This is a genomic window from Streptomyces sp. NPDC041713 (genome assembly GCF_055591085.1).
The window spans coordinates 36,586-52,579 of sequence record NZ_JBVIZY010000009.1 but is presented as its reverse complement, the minus strand read 5'-3'; the positions used below and the strand labels follow the sequence as shown (position 1 = coordinate 52,579).

Sequence of the window (15,994 nt, the reverse complement as noted above, 5' to 3'; positions counted from 1 at the left end):
ACCCCTGCTCGCGACCGCTCTGCCTGCGGCTCGAACCCTAACGCCGGGCGGGTCGGCCGTCGAAGGCGATCCCCCGCAGGACCTGCGCCGCCGCCCGGTCCAGGAGCACCGCCGAGCCGCAGCCGCGCGGCAGGTCGCCGCGCTCGGCGGCGTCGACGAGCCGGCCGACCGTCCTGCGGTGGCGCGCGAAGGCGTACCGGGAGACGCCGCGGCCGCGCTCGCGCTGGCCCGCGAGCGCCGTGTCCACCGGCACGTCGAGCAGCAGCAGGTGCAGGACGGCGCCGCGCCGGCCCGCCTCGCGGGCGAGCCAGCGGCGCACCCACGGCTGGGTGCCGCAGTCGTGCACCACGACGCTCGCCCCGGAGCGCAGGTGGCGGCGCAGTCCCGCGTAGTGCGCGAGGCGGACCAGGGGGCGGTAGATCACGTACGGGAGGAGGCGGGGCATGCGGCCGGCCCAGCGGTCGCGGGTGTCCTGGGAGTCGATGCGCGGGCCGGTGACGGCCTGCCGCATGAGGGTCGACTTCCCGCCACCGGGCAGCCCGGAGACGACGACCAGGTCGCCCGCGCCGAAGGTGAGGCGGTGCGGGCTGTGGCCGGAGCGCCGGCGCAGGTCGCGGACGACGGCCACGGGGAGCGGGCCGCAGCTCTCCCGGGCCGGGGCGGCGACCTGCTTGGGCAGCGCCACCCCCGTGGTTGGAGCGAAGACGCCTGTCCTGCTGCGCACCGTGATCGGCCTCCCCATAGCGGTCACGTACTGCTTCCCCGTCAAGTGTAAAGAGAAGGTAATGCGGCACAACCGTGCGCGGGCCGCGCGATCCGCTGCCGGTCACGGGTCCCCCTGGACAGGGTCGCGTGCAATGATGAGCCCGCCAACTCCATACCGGCCGTTTGAATCCGCGCGGGAGAGTCTCCGGGACCAGCAGGTGCTGTGTCGTCCGGGGCGCCGAAGGAGCAAGTCCCTCCCTTGAATCTCTCAGGCCCCGTACCGCGCGGGCGAGGCACATCTGAAAAGCGGGCCGCCCCGGCGGTCCCACCCAAGGTGCAAGCCGTACGTCTCGGATGTCGAGACGCCTGCGGCGAACCTCTCAGGTTCCGATGACAGATGGGGAGGATCGACCTCGCCCGTCATGCCCTGGGAGTTCCCTTCATGAGCACTGCCCCCCGTCTGACCGCCCTCGACGCCGTACATCGCCTCCTCGGTGCGACCATGACCGATTTCGCGGGCTGGGACATGCCGCTGCGGTACGCCAGCGAGCGCGACGAGCACAACGCCGTGCGCACCAAGGCCGGCCTCTTCGACCTCTCCCACATGGGCGAGATCACCGTCACCGGCGCCGAGGCCGCCGACTTCCTGAACTTCGCGCTGGTCGGCAACATCGGCTCGGTCGGCGTCGGCCGCGCCCGCTACACCATGATCGTCGCCGAGGACGGCGGAATCCTGGACGACCTGATCGTCTACCGGCTCGGCGAGACCGAGTACATGGTGGTCGCCAACGCCTCCAACGCGCAGGTCGTGCTCGACGCGCTGACCGCCCGCGCCGACGGCTTCGACGCCGAGGTCCGCGACGACCGGGACGCGTACGCGCTGCTGGCCGTCCAGGGCCCGGAGTCCTCCGGCATCCTCAAGCAGCTCACCGACGCCGACCTGGACGGTCTGAAGTACTACGCGGGCCTGCCGGGCACCGTCGCGGGCGTGCCCGCCCTCATCGCCCGTACCGGCTACACCGGCGAGGACGGCTTCGAGCTCTTCGTCTCCCCCGGCGACGCGGAGAAGCTGTGGGGCGCGCTGCTCGATGCGGGCACCCCCGTCGGCCTGGTCCCGGCCGGCCTCTCCTGCCGGGACACGCTGCGCCTGGAGGCGGGCATGCCGCTGTACGGGCACGAGCTGACCGCCGGGCTGACGCCGTTCGACGCCGGACTCGGCCGGGTCGTGAAGTTCGAGAAGACCTCGCAGTCGGAGAGCTTCGTGGGCCGCGCCGCCCTCGCGGCCGCCGCCGAGCGCGCCGAGACCGCACCGCCGCGCAAGCTCGTGGGCCTGGTCGCCGAGGGCCGCCGGGTGCCGCGCGCCGGTTTCCCGGTGGTCGCCGACGGCAAGGTGATCGGCGAGGTCACCTCGGGCGCCCCGTCCCCGACGCTGGGCAAGCCGATCGCCATGGCGTACGTCGACGCCGAGCACGCCGCCCCGGGCACCCAGGGCGTCGGCGTGGACATCCGCGGCACCCACGAGCCGTACGAGGTCGTGGCCCTGCCGTTCTACAAGCGCCAGAAGTGACGCCCAGTGTGCGGCCCGGCGCCCCGGCGCCGGACGTGACCCCCCGCACACCGTCCCCGTTCCGCAGCACCCACCCGCGTACAGGAGAATTCAGGTCATGAGCAACCCCCAGCAGCTGCGTTACAGCAAGGAGCACGAGTGGCTGTCGGCCACCGAGGAGGGCGTGTCGACGGTCGGCATCACGGAGCACGCCGCGAACGCGCTCGGTGACGTCGTCTTCGTGCAGCTTCCGGAGGTCGGCTCCACGGTGACCGCGGGCGAGACCTGTGGCGAGCTGGAGTCGACCAAGTCGGTCAGCGACCTCTACTCCCCGGTGAACGGCGAGGTCACCGAGGCCAACCAGGACGTCGTGGACGACCCCTCGCTGGTCAACTCCGCCCCGTTCGAGGGCGGTTGGCTGTTCAAGGTGCGCATCACGGACGAGCCGGGCGACCTGCTCTCCGCCGATGAGTACACCGCCTTCGCCGCCGGCTGACCCATACCGTTAGGGATCGCGTGATGTCGCTTCTCAACACCCCTCTCCACGAGCTGGACCCGGACGTCGCCGCCGCCGTCGACGCCGAGCTCCACCGCCAGCAGTCCACCCTGGAAATGATCGCCTCGGAGAACTTCGCTCCGGTCGCCGTCATGGAGGCCCAGGGCACCGTCCTCACCAACAAGTACGCCGAGGGCTACCCCGGCCGCCGCTACTACGGCGGCTGTGAGCACGTGGACGTGACCGAGCAGATCGCGATCGACCGGGTCAAGGACCTGTTCGGCGCCGAGTACGCCAACGTCCAGCCGCACTCCGGCGCCTCCGCCAACCAGGCCGCCCTGTTCGCCATCGCCCAGCCCGGCGACACGATCCTCGGCCTCGACCTCGCGCACGGCGGGCACCTCACCCACGGCATGCGCCTGAACTTCTCCGGCAAGCAGTTCAACGTGGTCGCCTACCACGTGGACGAAGCCGGCCTGGTCGACATGGCCGAGGTCGAGCGCCTGGCCAAGGAGAACAGCCCCAAGGTGATCATCGCGGGCTGGTCCGCCTACCCGCGTCAGCTGGACTTCGCCGAGTTCCGCCGCATCGCCGACGAGGTCGGCGCCAAGCTGTGGGTCGACATGGCGCACTTCGCCGGGCTCGTCGCCGCCGGACTGCACCCCAACCCGGTGCCGTACGCGGACGTGGTCACCTCCACCACGCACAAGACGCTCGGCGGCCCGCGCGGCGGCATCATCCTGGCCCGCGACAAGGAGTTCGCGAAGAAGCTGAACTCCGCGGTCTTCCCCGGCTTCCAGGGCGGCCCCCTGGAGCACGTGATCGCCGCCAAGGCCGTCTCCTTCAAGGTCGCCGCATCGGACGACTTCAAGGAGCGCCAGCAGCGCACCCTGGACGGCGCCCGCATCCTGGCCGAGCGCCTGGTGCAGGACGACGCCAAGGCGGCCGGCGTCGGCGTGGCCTCCGGCGGCACCGACGTGCACCTGGTCCTGGTCGACCTGCGCGACTCCGAGCTCGACGGGCAGCAGGCCGAGGACCGCCTCCACGAGGTCGGCATCACGGTCAACCGCAACGCCGTCCCGAACGACCCGCGCCCCCCGATGGTCACCTCGGGCCTGCGGATCGGCACACCGGCGCTCGCCACCCGCGGCTTCCAGGAGGAGGACTTCCGCGAGGTCGCCGACATCATCGCCGAGGCCCTCAAGCCGGGCTTCGACGCGGACGCCCTGAAGGCCCGCGTCACCGCACTGGCCGACAAGCACCCGCTGTACCCCGGCCTGGGCTGAGTTTCGTACCCTTTTGTTCGTACGCTTTTGTTCGTACGTACGAAACGTCGGGGCACCCCGCACACTGGACAGTGAGCGGGGTGCCCCGCACCACGTGACCCGCTCGCAGTCCCGTAGTTCTGCACCGCCTTGTACTTCTGCTCCACCCCGGCAGACAACGGCGTCTACCAACCACCCTTGGAGTTTCCCGTGGCCATCTCGGTCTTCGACCTGTTCTCGATCGGCATCGGCCCGTCCAGCTCCCACACGGTCGGTCCGATGCGCGCCGCCCGCATGTTCGCCGGACGCCTCAAGAACGAGGGCCTCATGGCCCACACCGCCGCGATACGGGCGGAGCTGTACGGCTCGCTCGGCGCGACCGGCCACGGCCACGGCACCCCCAAGGCCGTCCTGCTGGGCCTGGAGGGCGAGTCGCCGCGCACGGTGAACGTGGAGGGCGCCGACGACCGCGTGGACGAGATCAAGAGCAGCGGCCGCATCAACCTGCTCGGCGTGCACGAGATCGACTTCGACTTCGACGAGGACCTGGTCCTGCACCGCCGCAAGGCCCTGCCCTACCACGCCAACGGCATGACGATCTTCGCGTACGACCGTGAGGGCGCCCTCGTCCTGGAGAAGACGTACTACTCCGTGGGCGGCGGCTTCGTGGTCGACGAGGACGCCGTCGAGGGCGCCAACCCGATCGTGCCGGACGACACCGTCCTCAAGCACCCCTTCCGCACCGGCGACGAGCTGCTGCGCCGCGCCGAGGAGACCGGCCTGTCGATCTCCGCGCTGATGCTGGAGAACGAGAAGGCCTGGCGCACGGAGGAGGAGATCCGCGAGGGTCTCCTGGAGATCTGGCGCGTGATGCAGGCGTGCGTGTCCCGCGGCATGTCCCGCGAGGGCATCCTGCCCGGCGGCCTGAAGGTCCGCCGCCGCGCCGCCAACTCCGCGCGCCAGCTGCGCGCCGAGGGCGACCCGCAGGCCCGCGCGATGGAGTGGATCACCCTCTACGCGATGGCCGTGAACGAGGAGAACGCCGCGGGCGGCCGCGTCGTGACCGCCCCGACGAACGGCGCCGCGGGCATCATCCCCGCGGTCCTGCACTACTACATGAACTTCGTGCCCGGGGCCGATGAGGACGGCGTGGTCCGCTTCCTGCTCGCGGCCGGCGCGATCGGCATGCTCTTCAAGGAGAACGCCTCGATCTCCGGCGCCGAGGTCGGCTGCCAGGGCGAGGTCGGCTCCGCCTGCTCGATGGCGGCGGGTGCCCTCGCCGAGGTCATGGGCGGCTCCCCGTCCAAGGTGGAGAACGCCGCCGAGATCGGCATGGAGCACAACCTCGGCCTGACCTGCGACCCGGTCGGCGGCCTCGTGCAGATCCCGTGCATCGAGCGCAACGGCATGGCGGCCGTGAAGGCCGTGACCGCCGCGAAGATGGCGATGCGCGGCGACGGCTCGCACAAGGTCTCCCTCGACAAGGTCATCAAGACCATGAAGGACACCGGCGCCGACATGTCCGTCAAGTACAAGGAGACGGCGCGGGGCGGGCTCGCGGTCAACATCATCGAGTGCTGATCCCGGTGCGGGTCCGCCCCCACGGCCCGCGTCAGCAGGTCGTGCCGGGGCGGACCCGTTTCCCTTCGATGAGGTAGGCGTCGACGGCGTTCGAGACGCAGCGGCCGCCGCGCCCGTAGGCGGTGTGGCCGACGTCGTCGTACGTCAGGAGCATGCCGCCGGGGAACTGCCCGGCCAGGCTCTCGGCCTCCTCGTACGGGGTGGCCGGGTCGCCCGTGGTACCGACGACCAGGACCGGCGCCACCCCGTCGGCCCGGACCCGGTGCGGGTGTCCCGCGCCGGGACCCGTGGGCCAGTCCTTGCAGGTCAGCTCGTCGAGGACGCTCGTCGTCCCGTAACTGCCCGCCGTCTTCTCGGCTGCGCCGAGGGCCTTCCAGTACGGGGCCTCCGTGCGCGGGTGGGGCACGTCGAGGCAGCTGACGGCGACGATGGCGTCGTCGTCGTTCTCGGCGGCGGCCCGGGGACGGGGGCGGCTGCGGTGCGTACGGCGGGACTCCGTGGCCGGAGAGTCCGACTCCGCCATGCGGGCGAGCCGCGTCCCGTCGCCGTCGTCCGCCGCGTCCAGCGCCCGCGACAGCTCCTCCCAGTCGTCCTCCGGGCTGTACATCGCGGCCGTGACGACGTCGAGCACCGTCCGGGCGTCGACCTCGTACAGCTCCTCGTCGGTGACCGGCAGCGGTGCGCGGGCCGCCCGCGCGTACACCCCGTCGAGCAGCGCCGCTATCTCCGCCGGGGTCGAGCCGGGGCAGCTGTCGCCCACGATGTCGGCGCAGTACTCCGCGTAGTCGTCGACCGCCCTGCGGAACCCGGCGCCCTGGCTCAGCGCGCGCTGCCGCCAGTCCAGGGCGGGGTCCACGGCGCCGTCCAGGGCCAGGGCACGGACCCGGTGCGGGAACTGCTCGGCGTACGACGTGCCGAGACTCGTGCCGTACGACCAGCCGAGATAGGTCAGCCTGCGGTCGCCGAGCGCGGCGCGCAGGACGTCCAGGTCACGGGCCGCGTCCACGGTGCCGACGTGCGGCAGGACGGCGCGGCTGCCCCGCACGCAGGCTGCGGCCTGCCCGTCGGCTTCGGCCACCGCACGGGCGCGGTCGGCCGGGGTGCGGGGGGTGAGGGGCTCGGGGGCCTCGCCCTCGTCGGTCTCCTCCTCGTCCGTCTCCGCGCACGAGACCGCCGGGACGCTGCCGCCGACGCCGCGCGGGTCGAAGGAGACGATGTCGAAGCGGGCGCGGAGCCGCGCGGTGAACGCCTCGCCGCCGTCCGCCTTCAGGTCGCTCACGCCGGAGGCGCCCGGACCGCCCGGGTTGTAGACGAGCGAGCCGATGCGCCGGTCCGGGTCGGCCGTCTGCGCCTGCACCACCGGCAGGACGAACGTCCTGCCGTCGTCGGGGCGGCCGTAGTCCCGCGGGACGGTGAGCCGCGCGCAGCGCAGGTCGCCGCAGCTCTTCCAGGCCAGCCGCTGCCCGTAGAACCGCTGGAGCTCGGGGCGCGGGGCCGCCTTGCCGTCGTCCGGGGCGGCCTCACCCGGCGCGGTGCAGCCGGTGAGTGCGGCGGCGGTGAGGGCGGACAGGGCGAGGGCGAGCGGGCGGCCTGTGCCCCGCCGGGACCGGCGGCGGTGGTGGACGGCGGGGTTCAACGGGTCGCTCCCAGGTTCGATGTGCTCGCCCTGGGAGACGGGCACGGCCGCCGTCCCGCTCCACCGTCCGGCGACCAATCCCCGCGAGGGGCACGCGCCGGGGCTCCCGCTACCCTGACCCCCGTCAGTAGTGCACGAAGAAGGGGTGGATCCGGTGGCGGACATCGAGGAAGCGCGCAAGACGTTCGAGCAGTTCGACGCGGACGGCGACGGCTTCATCACGGCAGCCGAGTGGAAGAGCGCCATGGCCAGGATGGGCGACTTCTACCAGACCGAGGCGGTGGCCGAAGCCGTGATCGGCTCGAAGGACACCAACGCGGACAAGCGCCTCTCCTTCGACGAGTTCTGGGCGAGCCTGAACAAGTAGTCCGGCGGACGACGAGGGCCCGGCGCACGATGGCGCGCCGGGCCCTTCGCCGTACCCGCCCGCCCCCCGCGGGCGCGTCAGCGGCTGGTGCGGACGCTCCACCGCCCGTCCCTGCGCTCCAGCCGCACGGGGTGGTCGAAGCACTTGCCGACCTGGTCGCTCGTCAGGACCTCCGCCACGGTTCCGGCGGCGAGGGCGCGCCCGTCGCGCAGCAGCAGCGCGTGGGTGGTGCCCGCGGGCAGTTCCTCCAGGTGGTGTGTGACCAGGACGGTGGCGAGCTCCGGGTGGGCCTCGCGCAGGGTGTCGAGGCTGTCGAGGAGGCGTTCGCGCCCGGCGAGGTCGAGGCCGGTGGCCGGCTCGTCGAGCAGGACCAGGCGGGGGCTCGGCATCAGCGACCGCGCGATGAGCGTGCGGCCCCGCTCGCCCTGGGACAGCGTGGGCCAGCGCGCGTCCGCCCGGTGCGCGAGGCCGAGCAGGTCGATCAGCCGGTCGGCCCGCGCCTCCTGCCCGGGGGTGGGGCGCCATCGCGGGACCGGCTCGACGCTGTTGGTGAGGCCGGTGAGGACGACCTCGCGGACCGGCAGCGGCGAGCGCAGCGGATGGCGCGGGTTCACATGGCCCACGTAGGCCCGCAGCTCGCGGAGGTCGACGGTGCCGAGGTGGCGGCCGAGCACCTCGATCGTGCCGTGCGTGGGGTGGGTGACGGCGCCGCAGAGGCTGAGCAGGGTCGACTTGCCCGCGCCGTTCGCGCCGAGCAGCGCCCAGTGCTCGCCGGGACGGACGGTGAAGGTGACGTCCTCCAGGATGGGCCGCCCGTCACGGACGACGGTGACGCGGTCGGCGTGCAGGACGGGGGCGGCCGGGTCGCCGCCGGGCGGGGCGGGGGTCATCGGCCGGCCCCCGCCCGGTTCACGGCGGCGAGGACGGCCTGCACGGAGGCGGTCAGGACCGAGGTGTCCAGGCCCGCGCCCCAGCAGTCGACGTCGCCGACCCGGCACCGTACGTACGCGACGGCCTCGCTGCCGCCGCCCTCACTCACGGCGTGCTCGGCGTAGTCCAGGATGCCGACGGTGATCCCGGCGGCGGCCAGGGCGTCGACGAAGGCGGACAGCGGGCCGTTGCCCACGCCCTCGAAGTCCCCGGCCCGCTCCCCCATCCGCAGGGTGCAGACGAATCGGTGCGCGCCGTCCGGGGCCCGGTCGGTGGTCCAGGAGCTCAGGCCCACCTCGCCGTCCCGGCCCGGCACCACGTAGGTCGCCAGGAACAGCTCGTACAGCTCCTTCGCCGTCGCCTCCCGGCCGCTGTCGTCGGTGGCCTCCTGCACCACGCGCGAGAAGTCGGGGCGCAGCGACGGCGGCAGGTCGAGACCGTGCCGGGTCTGCAGCAGATACGCCATGCCGCCCTTGCCCGACTGGGAGTTGACGCGGATGACGGCCTCGTAGCTGCGGCCGATGTCCGCCGGGTCGATCGGCAGATACGGCACCTCCCACGGCGCCTCACGCTCCGGAACGCCCAACTCGGCCGCCCGTCGGGCATGTTGGGCGAAGCCCTTGCTGATGGCGTCCTGGTGGGTGCCGGAGAACGCGGTGTGCACGAGGTCCCCCGCGTAGGGGTGGCGGGGGTGCACGGGCAGCCGGTTGCAGTGCTCGACGACCTCGCGCACGGCGTCGATGTCGGAGAAGTCGACCATGGGGTCGACGCCTTGGGCGTACAGGTTCAGGGCGAGCGTCACCAGGTCGACGTTGCCCGTCCGCTCACCGTTGCCGAACAGACAGCCCTCGACGCGCTGGGCGCCCGCCAGGACGGCGAGCTCGGCGCAGGCGACGCCGGTGCCGCGGTCGTTGTGCGGGTGCACGGAGAGGATGACGGAATCGCGGCGGGCCAGGTGACGGTGCATGTACTCGATCTGGTCGGCGTACACGTTCGGGCTGGCGATCTCGACGGTGGCCGGCAGATTGTGCGTGACGGGGCGGTCGGGGCTCGCGTCCCACAGCTCGGTCAGCCCGTCGCAGACCTCCAGGACGTAGTCGGGCTCGGTGAGGTTGAACGTCTCCGGCGCGAACTGGAACCGGATGTCGGCGTGCGGCTGCTCGTCGGCGAGCCGCGCCATGTGCGCCGCGGCCTCCCGGGCCACGGTGTGCACCTCGGCCCTCGACCGGCCGAGCACGGTGTCGCGCCAGACGGGCGAGGTGGGGACGTACAGGTGCACGACGGCGCGCGGCAGGCCGTCGATCGACGCGAAGGTGCGGTCGATCAGTTCGGGCCTGGCGGGGGTGAAGACAACGACGGTCACGTCATCGGGCAGCTCACCGCGCGCGGCCCGCCCGGCCAGGTCCCGGACGAAGTCGAAGTCGGTCCGGCTGGCCGAGGGGTAGCCGACCTCGATCTCCTTGAACCCCATCGAGACCAGCAGGTCGAAGAAGCGGCGCTTGCGCCCGGTGTCCATCGGCTCGGCCAGCGCCTGATTGCCGTCGCGCAGGTCGACGGGCACCCACAGGGGCGCGCGCTCGAACCGGGCGTCGGGCCAACTCCGCCGCGCCGCGGGGACGGTGACCCGCTCCTGGTAGGGGCGGTAGCGGTGGTGCGGCATGGGGCCGGGGCGCTGCGGATTCCAGTCGTACGTGGGGCCGGGGGCGCCGGGGGCGGTGACGGGGGCGCCGGGCGTGGTGACGGGGATGCCGGGGTTCATGCGGGGTTCTCCTGCTCCTGAGCTCGGTCGGCGGACCGGCAGCACGGCACCCCGCGGCGGGGTGCCGGTCGCTTCAGGCCCCGCCGCGGCAGCCGAGAAGAAGGAGACCGCGGAAGATCATGGGGCTACACTAGCCACACGTCAGCTCCTCAGACAAGTACTCCTCAGACAAGTTCGGCCCGTACCCCGGTGCCGCGCTCCCGCCCGAAAGGCCCGAGGCCCACCCCATGCCGCTCGGCTCCGTACGCCCCAGCCCCCTCGTCGAACAGGCCGCCGCCCGGCTCCGCGCGCAGATCACCGACGGCACCTGGCCCGTCGGGACCCGGCTGCCCGGCGAGACGACCCTCGCCCAGGAGCTGGGCGTCGGCCGCTCCACCCTCCGCGAAGCCCTGCGCGCGCTCGCCGGCGCGGGCCTCGTGCGGTCCCGGCAGGGCGCCGGGGTCTTCGTGATCGCGACGGAGCCGGTCGCGGACTGGCCGGCCCGGCTGCGGCGCGCGGCGGTCGCCGACGTGTACGAGGTGCGCATGCTGATGGAGGTCCAGGCGGCGCGGCTCGCGGCGGCGCGCCGCACCGACGAGGACCTCGCGGCGATGCGGGCCGCGCTCGACGGCCGCAGGGCGGCTGCCGCCGGGGCCGACGCGGAGTTCGTGGACGCCGACATCGCCCTGCACGCGGCGGTCGTGACGGCGGCCCACAACCCCGTACTCACCGATCTGTTCGCGCAGTTCACACCCGCGCTGCGCACGGGCCTGGTCGACCTGCTCGAACTCACCGACGTACGGACCGCGGAGGCAAACCACGGCGACGCCGCGCACGCGGCCCTGGTGGACGCGGTCGAGGCGCGGGACGCGGAACGGGCGGCCCGGGTGGCCCAGGAGGAGCTGGAGACCACGCTCCCGGTGCTGCGCGCGCAGGGCTAGGCCGTGTCCGCAGGGCCCCCCGTGACCCGTGCCCGGGGTGATCGTTGGCAGGTCATGACCAACAACACCAAGCGCGCCCTGGCCGCCGTCGCCCTCGCGGGTGCCGCCCTGTCCTTCTCCGGTGCGGCCCAGGCGCAGGACAGTCCGCAGAACGCCCCCGTGCCGGTGGGCGACGTGGCCAACGACGGCGTCGACGTCGTCGCCGGCCTCGTCCCCGCCGTCGAGAAGCAGACGAAGGACCTGATGGCCAGCGTCAACAAGAAGTAGGCAGGGCGCCCCGGGGCGCCGACGGTCCCAAGAATCCCGCCCCGGTCGTCGGCGCCCACCCGGAATACCCCCGCCCTTCCGGAGGTTGCCTCCGTTACGACAGCGGAACAACCGGAAGGTCAGGTCAGTCATGAAGATCGGCATCATCGGCGCGGGCAACATCGGCGGCAACCTCACCCGTCGCCTCACCGCCCTCGGCCACGACGTGTCCGTCGCCAACTCCCGCGGCCCGCACACCCTCACCGCCCTCGCCGACGAGACCGGCGCGAAGCCCGTCACCGCCGCCGAGGCGGCGAACGGCGCGCAGGTCGTCGTCGTGACGGTCCCGCTCAAGGCCGTGCCCGACCTGCCCGCGGGGTTCCTCGACGGCGCGGCCGACGGCGTCGCCGTCATCGACACCGGCAACTACTACCCGCAGCAGCGCGACGGCAGGATCGCCGAGATCGAGGAGGGGCTGACCGAGAGCCGCTGGACCGAACGGCAGATCGGCCACCCCGTGATCAAGGCGTTCAACGGCACCTACGCCCAGGACATCCTCGACAAGCCGCTCCCCCAGGGCTCCCCGGGCCGCGTCGCCCTGCCCGTCTCCGGTGACGACGAGGCCGCGAAGAAGCTCGTACGTGACCTCATCGACGAACTCGGCTTCGACACCGTCGACAACGGCGGCCAGGACGACTCCTGGCGTCAGCAGCCCGGAACCCCCGTGTACGGCCACACCGGTGGCGTGGACGAGATCCGCGCGGCACTGGACGCCGCGTCGCCGGAGCGCACCCCGGAGTGGCGCGCCTGAGCCGTACGGACGGGGAGCGTCAGGGCGTGGCCCAGTCCCGCATCGCGGCCTCGCTCGCGAACGCGGCCACGTTCTTGTCCAGCGGCGTCGACGTGTACTGATGGATCGTCCACTTCGCCTGAATGCGCGGCTTGCCCGCGCTCACGTAGTCGGCGATCCACAGTCCGTCGCCCGCGTACGACGTGGTGTCCCGGTTCAACCAGAAGTCGCGGTTGCAGTAGAGCAGGACCCTGTGGTGGGGGCGCAGCCGCTTCACCTCGCGGATGAAGCGGTCCTTCTCCGCGTTGCTGGCGCGCGTCCCGTCCCCGGTCGTCTCCCAGTCCACCGCCAGCAGATCCCCCGCCTTCTCCGGCGCCTTGCCCACGAAGTACTCCGCCTGGGCCGTGATGTTGCCCGGCCACAGGAAGTGGTAGAAGCCGACCACGCATCCGCCGTCGCGGGCGAGTTTCGTCTGGGCGGACAGCTTCGGGTTGATGTACGAACGGCCCTCCGTCGCCTTGATGAAGACGAAGGAGAGGCCGTCCGTGTCGAAGGTCGACTGGTGCGAGCTCACGTCGATGCCACGGATCACGGGCGCCTCCAGGGGGTGGGGGGAAGCCAGGAGGCCTGAACTTCCTGGACTTCCTGAACTGCCCGTTTGGTGCCCGTTGTCAGCCGCGGCGAACCGTCAACCATCAATCGTTCAACGGAAGATCCCGGTGTGCCCGAGCGAGTAGCGGCCCGGCTGGGGGTAGACGGCGAGGCCGTGCGGTCCCTCGCCGACCGGGATGCGGGCGAGCTGGACGCCGGTGCGGGTGTCGATGGCGTACACCTCGGAGTCGTAGCGCCCGGACAGCCAGAGCGTGTTGCCGTCCGCCGAGACGCCGCCCATGTCGGGGCTGCCGCCCTGCGGGAGCTTCCACTTCTTGGTGAGCTTGTTCTTGGTGAAGTCGAAGACGGAGATGGTGCCCTCGCCGCGGTTGGAGATGTACATCTCCCTGGAGTCGCGGCTCACGTACAGGCCGTGGCAGCCCTTTCCGGTGGGCAGCAGCTTCGGCTTGGTGAACTTCTTGCCGTCCAGGACCCACATGCCGTGCGCCATCATGTCGGCGACGTAGAAGGCCTTGCCGTCCGGCGACAGCTTCACGTCCTGCGGCATGGCGCCCTTGAACGGGATCTTCTGCTGGCCGACGACCTCCATCTTCTCGGTGTCGACCTTCAGCAGTTCGCCGGAGAACTCGCAGGAGACGATGAAGTAGCGGCCGTCCATGGAGAAGTCGGCGTGGTTGACGCCCGCGCAGGTCACCGGGAGGGTCTTCACCCGGTTCATGGTCTTGGGGTCGCGGAAGACGAGCTCGCGGTCCATGGACGCCATCACGATGGCGTGCTTGCCGTTCGGCGTGAAGTAGAGGTTGTACGGGTCGGAGACCTCGACCGTGCGGCCCTCCTTGCCGGTGACGGGGTTGATCGCGGTGAGGCTGTCGCCGAGGTCGTTGTTGACCCAGAGCGTCTTCATGTCCCAGGAGGGGACGACGTGCTGGGGCTGGTTGCCGACCTTGATGGTCTTGACGACCTTGTACTTCTCGGGGTCGATGACCGAGACCGTGTTGGAGTTGGTGTTGGGCACGTAGACCCGGTTCAGGAACTTCTTCGTCACCGGCTGCAGGGCGTTCGGCCGGTCGGCGGCGTAGACGTCCTTCGGGTCGAGGACGGGCGGCATGCCGGGCAGGCCGTGGGCGGTCTTCGGCTTGGCGGGCTTGCGCACGCCCTCGGTGCCGAGGGCCTCGTCGGCGTGCTGGTCGCTGCCACAGCCGGCGAGGACGGCGAGCGTGGCGCCGGCGGCGAGCACGGCCGCGGTGCGCCGGGTGAGGTTGTGTTTCCGGGTCATCAGGTCAGCAGCTCCGTGGTCGTGACCGCGCGCAGGCCGCGGCGTTCCAGTTCTTCCAGGACGGCGGGGAGCGCGGCGACCGTGTCCGCGTACCCGAAGTGCAGGCTGACGACGGACCCCTCGCGGATGCCGCCCGCGATCGTGCGGGTGACCGCCGGGGCGCCCGGCGAGGTGAAGTCGAGGGAGTCGACGTCGTAACCGAGGACGTGCGGGTAGCCCGCGCGGTGGGCGAGCCGTACGACGAGGGGGGTCGCCGTCGGGGTGCGTGAGGGGCGGAACCAGGTGCCGATGGAGCCGGTGAGGCGGCGCAGCCGGTCCGCGCAGCCGGTGATCTCGGCGTAGGCCTCGGCCTCCGGCATGTCGTTGATGCCGCGGTGGTGGAGCGTGTGGTTGCCCAGGTCGTGGCCGCCGTCGAGGATGCGCCGCGCCATGTCCGGATGGTCGTCGAGCCAGCTGCCGACGGCGAGCACGGTGACTTTGGCGCCCGCTTTCTCCGCCTCGGTGAGCAGCGCCTTGGCGATGGCCGGGTCGCCTTGGCCGTGGAAGGTGAGCGCGACCTGGGGGCGGGTGCGGGGGCCGTGGGTGATCTGGGCGGGCAGGCCGGGGATGCGGCGTGGCGCGGGGGCCGCGGGGGCGGGGCGGTGGGCCTTGCCCGGCGGGCCGGGCGACTCGGGTGCGGGCGGTCGGTCGGGGGCGGGGGCGGGGCCGGTCGCGGCGCACCCGGTGGTGAGCGCGCCCGCGGCGAGTAGGCCGGCGCCCGCGCACAGGGCTCTGCGGCGGTCGGTCTCGATCACCCGCCCATTTAATGGGAAAAACGGGCGAAAGATGATGATTGCTCGCTTCGGGGTGGTGACGGGTCGGCGCCCGGGGGTCGCGTCCGGTCACCCGGGCCTTGCGTATCGCCTGTCACAGCCGCCGCTTAACCAGCGTTTACCAGGCAGGTGTCCCATCTCACCAAGGATTCACCTCTAAACTGTCGTGGTTTGCCCATTTATGTACGGTTGTGCCGCTTTGGATCGTCGAACGCCCGTCTGCCATAGTCGGGGACACGACCCCCATTGACCCGGGCTCAGGTCGTCTCGGCGGCCGTGGATCACACCCCGATCTCCACGCCGCTTCACGAAGGCCCCCTCGCGCCGACCCCGGCCGCCGGGGGCTTTCGCGTATCCGGACCGCTTTCGCGTATCCGGACCGCGCGTGTCAGCGGTCGGCGACCCGCACCTCGAACCAGGTCGTCTTGCCGCGCGGCAGCAGATCCACGCCCCACCGGTCGGACAGCTTGTCGACGAGGAACAGGCCGCGGCCGCTCAGGTCCATCTCGCGGACCGGCATCAGGCACGGCAGCCCGCGCGAGGGGTCGCGGACCTCCACGCGGACCCAGCCGCGCCGCCGCTGCATGTGCAGGCCGAAGACGCGGGCGCCGGTGTGCCGCACGGCGTTGCCGACGAGTTCGGAGACGAGGAGGACGACGTCCTCGGTGAGCTTCGGGGAGAGACCCCAGTGGCGGAGGACGACGACCTGGGCGAGGCGGCGCGCGATGGCCGCGGACTCCGGGCGCGAGGGGAGCGGCACCTCCGCGTCCGTGGGATTGCCGAACAACTCGAGTGCCTTGAGCGCGTGTTCGTCCTCCACCGCCGGCGACCACCGGGCCGCGGTCCCACCGCCCTGCCGCCGCGGCCGTTCATAACCCTCCAGCCCCGCCATGCCCCCATCATGGCCGCCCGAAGCGCCGCGCGGGGCCGTTCCGGCGGAATAAGCCCCCCGGAACCAACCATTCCGGGAGGCCGTGTTGACATATGCCACTGGCAGGTAAGCGCCTCGGAATCGACGCTGACCTGCACTGACGGTCCGCTCACGCATGATCA

General features: G+C 72.2%; 16 protein-coding genes and 2 riboswitches. Of the genes, 8 read left to right on the top strand and 8 right to left on the bottom strand.

The window, feature by feature from the left end:
* Nucleotides 1-37: 37 nt before the first annotated feature.
* Nucleotides 38-742: an AAA family ATPase gene (locus tag ACZ6CV_RS25735; protein ID WP_469253233.1), complete on the bottom strand. Its 705-nt coding sequence runs from the start codon at nt 740-742 to the stop codon at nt 38-40.
* A 147-nt stretch (nt 743-889) separates the two neighbouring features.
* Nucleotides 890-998, top strand: a riboswitch (glycine riboswitch).
* Nucleotides 999-1,112: riboswitch (glycine riboswitch) on the top strand.
* Between the two features lie 35 nt (nt 1,113-1,147).
* On the opposite strand from ACZ6CV_RS25735, the gene gcvT reads away from it, so the two are divergent.
* The 4 genes from gcvT to ACZ6CV_RS25715 all read left to right on the top strand — a co-directional run bounded on the left by gcvT (nt 1,148) and on the right by ACZ6CV_RS25715 (nt 5,593).
* On the top strand, nt 1,148-2,272 hold the full coding sequence (gene gcvT, locus ACZ6CV_RS25730; protein ID WP_469253069.1) for a glycine cleavage system aminomethyltransferase GcvT: 1,125 nt from the start codon (nt 1,148-1,150) through the stop codon (nt 2,270-2,272).
* Nucleotides 2,273-2,369: 97 nt separating this feature from the next.
* On the top strand, nt 2,370-2,747 hold the full coding sequence (gene gcvH, locus ACZ6CV_RS25725) for a glycine cleavage system protein GcvH (protein ID WP_469253068.1): 378 nt from the start codon (nt 2,370-2,372) through the stop codon (nt 2,745-2,747).
* Between the two features lie 23 nt (nt 2,748-2,770).
* Nucleotides 2,771-4,033 carry a serine hydroxymethyltransferase gene (gene glyA, locus ACZ6CV_RS25720; protein WP_469253067.1) on the top strand — a complete coding sequence of 421 codons (1,263 nt, stop codon included), beginning with the start codon at nt 2,771-2,773 and terminating at the stop codon, nt 4,031-4,033.
* A 189-nt stretch (nt 4,034-4,222) separates the two neighbouring features.
* The gene (locus ACZ6CV_RS25715) at nt 4,223-5,593 is read left to right on the top strand and encodes an L-serine ammonia-lyase (RefSeq protein WP_469253232.1); all 1,371 of its coding nucleotides are present in this window, start codon (nt 4,223-4,225) and stop codon (nt 5,591-5,593) included.
* Nucleotides 5,594-5,624: 31 nt separating this feature from the next.
* Here ACZ6CV_RS25715 and ACZ6CV_RS25710 read toward each other — a convergent pair whose 3' ends face one another.
* The gene (locus ACZ6CV_RS25710; protein WP_469253066.1) at nt 5,625-7,274 is read right to left on the bottom strand and encodes an alpha/beta hydrolase; all 1,650 of its coding nucleotides are present in this window, start codon (nt 7,272-7,274) and stop codon (nt 5,625-5,627) included.
* A gap of 109 nt (nt 7,275-7,383) precedes the next feature.
* Between ACZ6CV_RS25710 and ACZ6CV_RS25705 the strand changes: the two genes are divergently transcribed.
* The gene (locus tag ACZ6CV_RS25705) at nt 7,384-7,596 is read left to right on the top strand and encodes an EF-hand domain-containing protein (RefSeq protein ID WP_358709394.1); all 213 of its coding nucleotides are present in this window, start codon (nt 7,384-7,386) and stop codon (nt 7,594-7,596) included.
* Between the two features lie 77 nt (nt 7,597-7,673).
* Here the strand turns inward: ACZ6CV_RS25705 and ACZ6CV_RS25700 are convergent, their stop codons facing one another.
* Complete coding sequence (locus ACZ6CV_RS25700) at nt 7,674-8,486, bottom strand: ABC transporter ATP-binding protein (protein WP_469253065.1); 813 nt, start codon at nt 8,484-8,486, stop codon at nt 7,674-7,676.
* Entirely contained in the window at nt 8,483-10,285 is a 1,803-nt protein-coding gene (leuA, locus tag ACZ6CV_RS25695; RefSeq protein ID WP_469253064.1) for a 2-isopropylmalate synthase, read from the bottom strand. The genes ACZ6CV_RS25700 and leuA overlap by 4 nt, the downstream gene beginning before the upstream one ends.
* Before the next feature lie 227 nt (nt 10,286-10,512).
* Between leuA and ACZ6CV_RS25690 the strand changes: the two genes are divergently transcribed.
* The 3 genes from ACZ6CV_RS25690 (at nt 10,513) to ACZ6CV_RS25680 (ending at nt 12,262) form a co-directional block, all read left to right on the top strand.
* The gene (locus tag ACZ6CV_RS25690) at nt 10,513-11,205 is read left to right on the top strand and encodes a FadR/GntR family transcriptional regulator (protein ID WP_469253063.1); all 693 of its coding nucleotides are present in this window, start codon (nt 10,513-10,515) and stop codon (nt 11,203-11,205) included.
* 54 nt (nt 11,206-11,259) lie between these two features.
* Nucleotides 11,260-11,472 carry a hypothetical protein gene (locus ACZ6CV_RS25685; protein WP_469253062.1) on the top strand — a complete coding sequence of 71 codons (213 nt, stop codon included), beginning with the start codon at nt 11,260-11,262 and terminating at the stop codon, nt 11,470-11,472.
* A 130-nt stretch (nt 11,473-11,602) separates the two neighbouring features.
* Complete coding sequence (locus ACZ6CV_RS25680; RefSeq protein WP_469253061.1) at nt 11,603-12,262, top strand: NADPH-dependent F420 reductase; 660 nt, start codon at nt 11,603-11,605, stop codon at nt 12,260-12,262.
* Between the two features lie 19 nt (nt 12,263-12,281).
* On the opposite strand, the gene ACZ6CV_RS25675 is transcribed toward ACZ6CV_RS25680, so the two are convergent.
* From ACZ6CV_RS25675 to ACZ6CV_RS25660, 4 genes are all read right to left on the bottom strand, one after another.
* On the bottom strand, nt 12,282-12,833 hold the full coding sequence (locus tag ACZ6CV_RS25675) for a glycoside hydrolase family 25 protein (RefSeq protein ID WP_469253060.1): 552 nt from the start codon (nt 12,831-12,833) through the stop codon (nt 12,282-12,284).
* Nucleotides 12,834-12,944: 111 nt separating this feature from the next.
* A complete protein-coding gene (locus ACZ6CV_RS25670) occupies nt 12,945-14,129 on the bottom strand; it encodes a YncE family protein (protein ID WP_469253059.1) in 1,185 nt (394 codons plus the stop codon).
* Entirely contained in the window at nt 14,129-14,923 is a 795-nt protein-coding gene (locus ACZ6CV_RS25665) for a polysaccharide deacetylase family protein (RefSeq protein ID WP_469253058.1), read from the bottom strand. The genes ACZ6CV_RS25670 and ACZ6CV_RS25665 overlap by 1 nt, the downstream gene beginning before the upstream one ends.
* 406 nt (nt 14,924-15,329) lie before the next feature.
* Nucleotides 15,330-15,989 carry an ATP-binding protein gene (locus ACZ6CV_RS25660; protein ID WP_469253057.1) on the bottom strand — a complete coding sequence of 220 codons (660 nt, stop codon included), beginning with the start codon at nt 15,987-15,989 and terminating at the stop codon, nt 15,330-15,332.
* Nucleotides 15,990-15,994: the final 5 nt, after the last annotated feature.

What these genes read in the sequence shown, in the direction of transcription:
- ACZ6CV_RS25735 (WP_469253233.1), bottom strand. Translation starts at nt 742, where the DNA reads ATGGGGAGGCCGATCACGGTGCGCAGCAGGACAGGCGTCTTCGCTCCA.
- gcvT (WP_469253069.1), top strand. Translation starts at nt 1,148, where the DNA reads ATGAGCACTGCCCCCCGTCTGACCGCCCTCGACGCCGTACATCGCCTC.
- gcvH (WP_469253068.1), top strand. Translation starts at nt 2,370, where the DNA reads ATGAGCAACCCCCAGCAGCTGCGTTACAGCAAGGAGCACGAGTGGCTG.
- glyA (WP_469253067.1), top strand. Translation starts at nt 2,771, where the DNA reads ATGTCGCTTCTCAACACCCCTCTCCACGAGCTGGACCCGGACGTCGCC.
- ACZ6CV_RS25700 (WP_469253065.1), bottom strand. Translation starts at nt 8,486, where the DNA reads ATGACCCCCGCCCCGCCCGGCGGCGACCCGGCCGCCCCCGTCCTGCAC.
- leuA (WP_469253064.1), bottom strand. Translation starts at nt 10,285, where the DNA reads ATGAACCCCGGCATCCCCGTCACCACGCCCGGCGCCCCCGTCACCGCC.
- ACZ6CV_RS25690 (WP_469253063.1), top strand. Translation starts at nt 10,513, where the DNA reads ATGCCGCTCGGCTCCGTACGCCCCAGCCCCCTCGTCGAACAGGCCGCC.
- ACZ6CV_RS25685 (WP_469253062.1), top strand. Translation starts at nt 11,260, where the DNA reads ATGACCAACAACACCAAGCGCGCCCTGGCCGCCGTCGCCCTCGCGGGT.
- ACZ6CV_RS25680 (WP_469253061.1), top strand. Translation starts at nt 11,603, where the DNA reads ATGAAGATCGGCATCATCGGCGCGGGCAACATCGGCGGCAACCTCACC.
- ACZ6CV_RS25670 (WP_469253059.1), bottom strand. Translation starts at nt 14,129, where the DNA reads ATGACCCGGAAACACAACCTCACCCGGCGCACCGCGGCCGTGCTCGCC.
- ACZ6CV_RS25660 (WP_469253057.1), bottom strand. Translation starts at nt 15,989, where the DNA reads ATGCGTGAGCGGACCGTCAGTGCAGGTCAGCGTCGATTCCGAGGCGCT.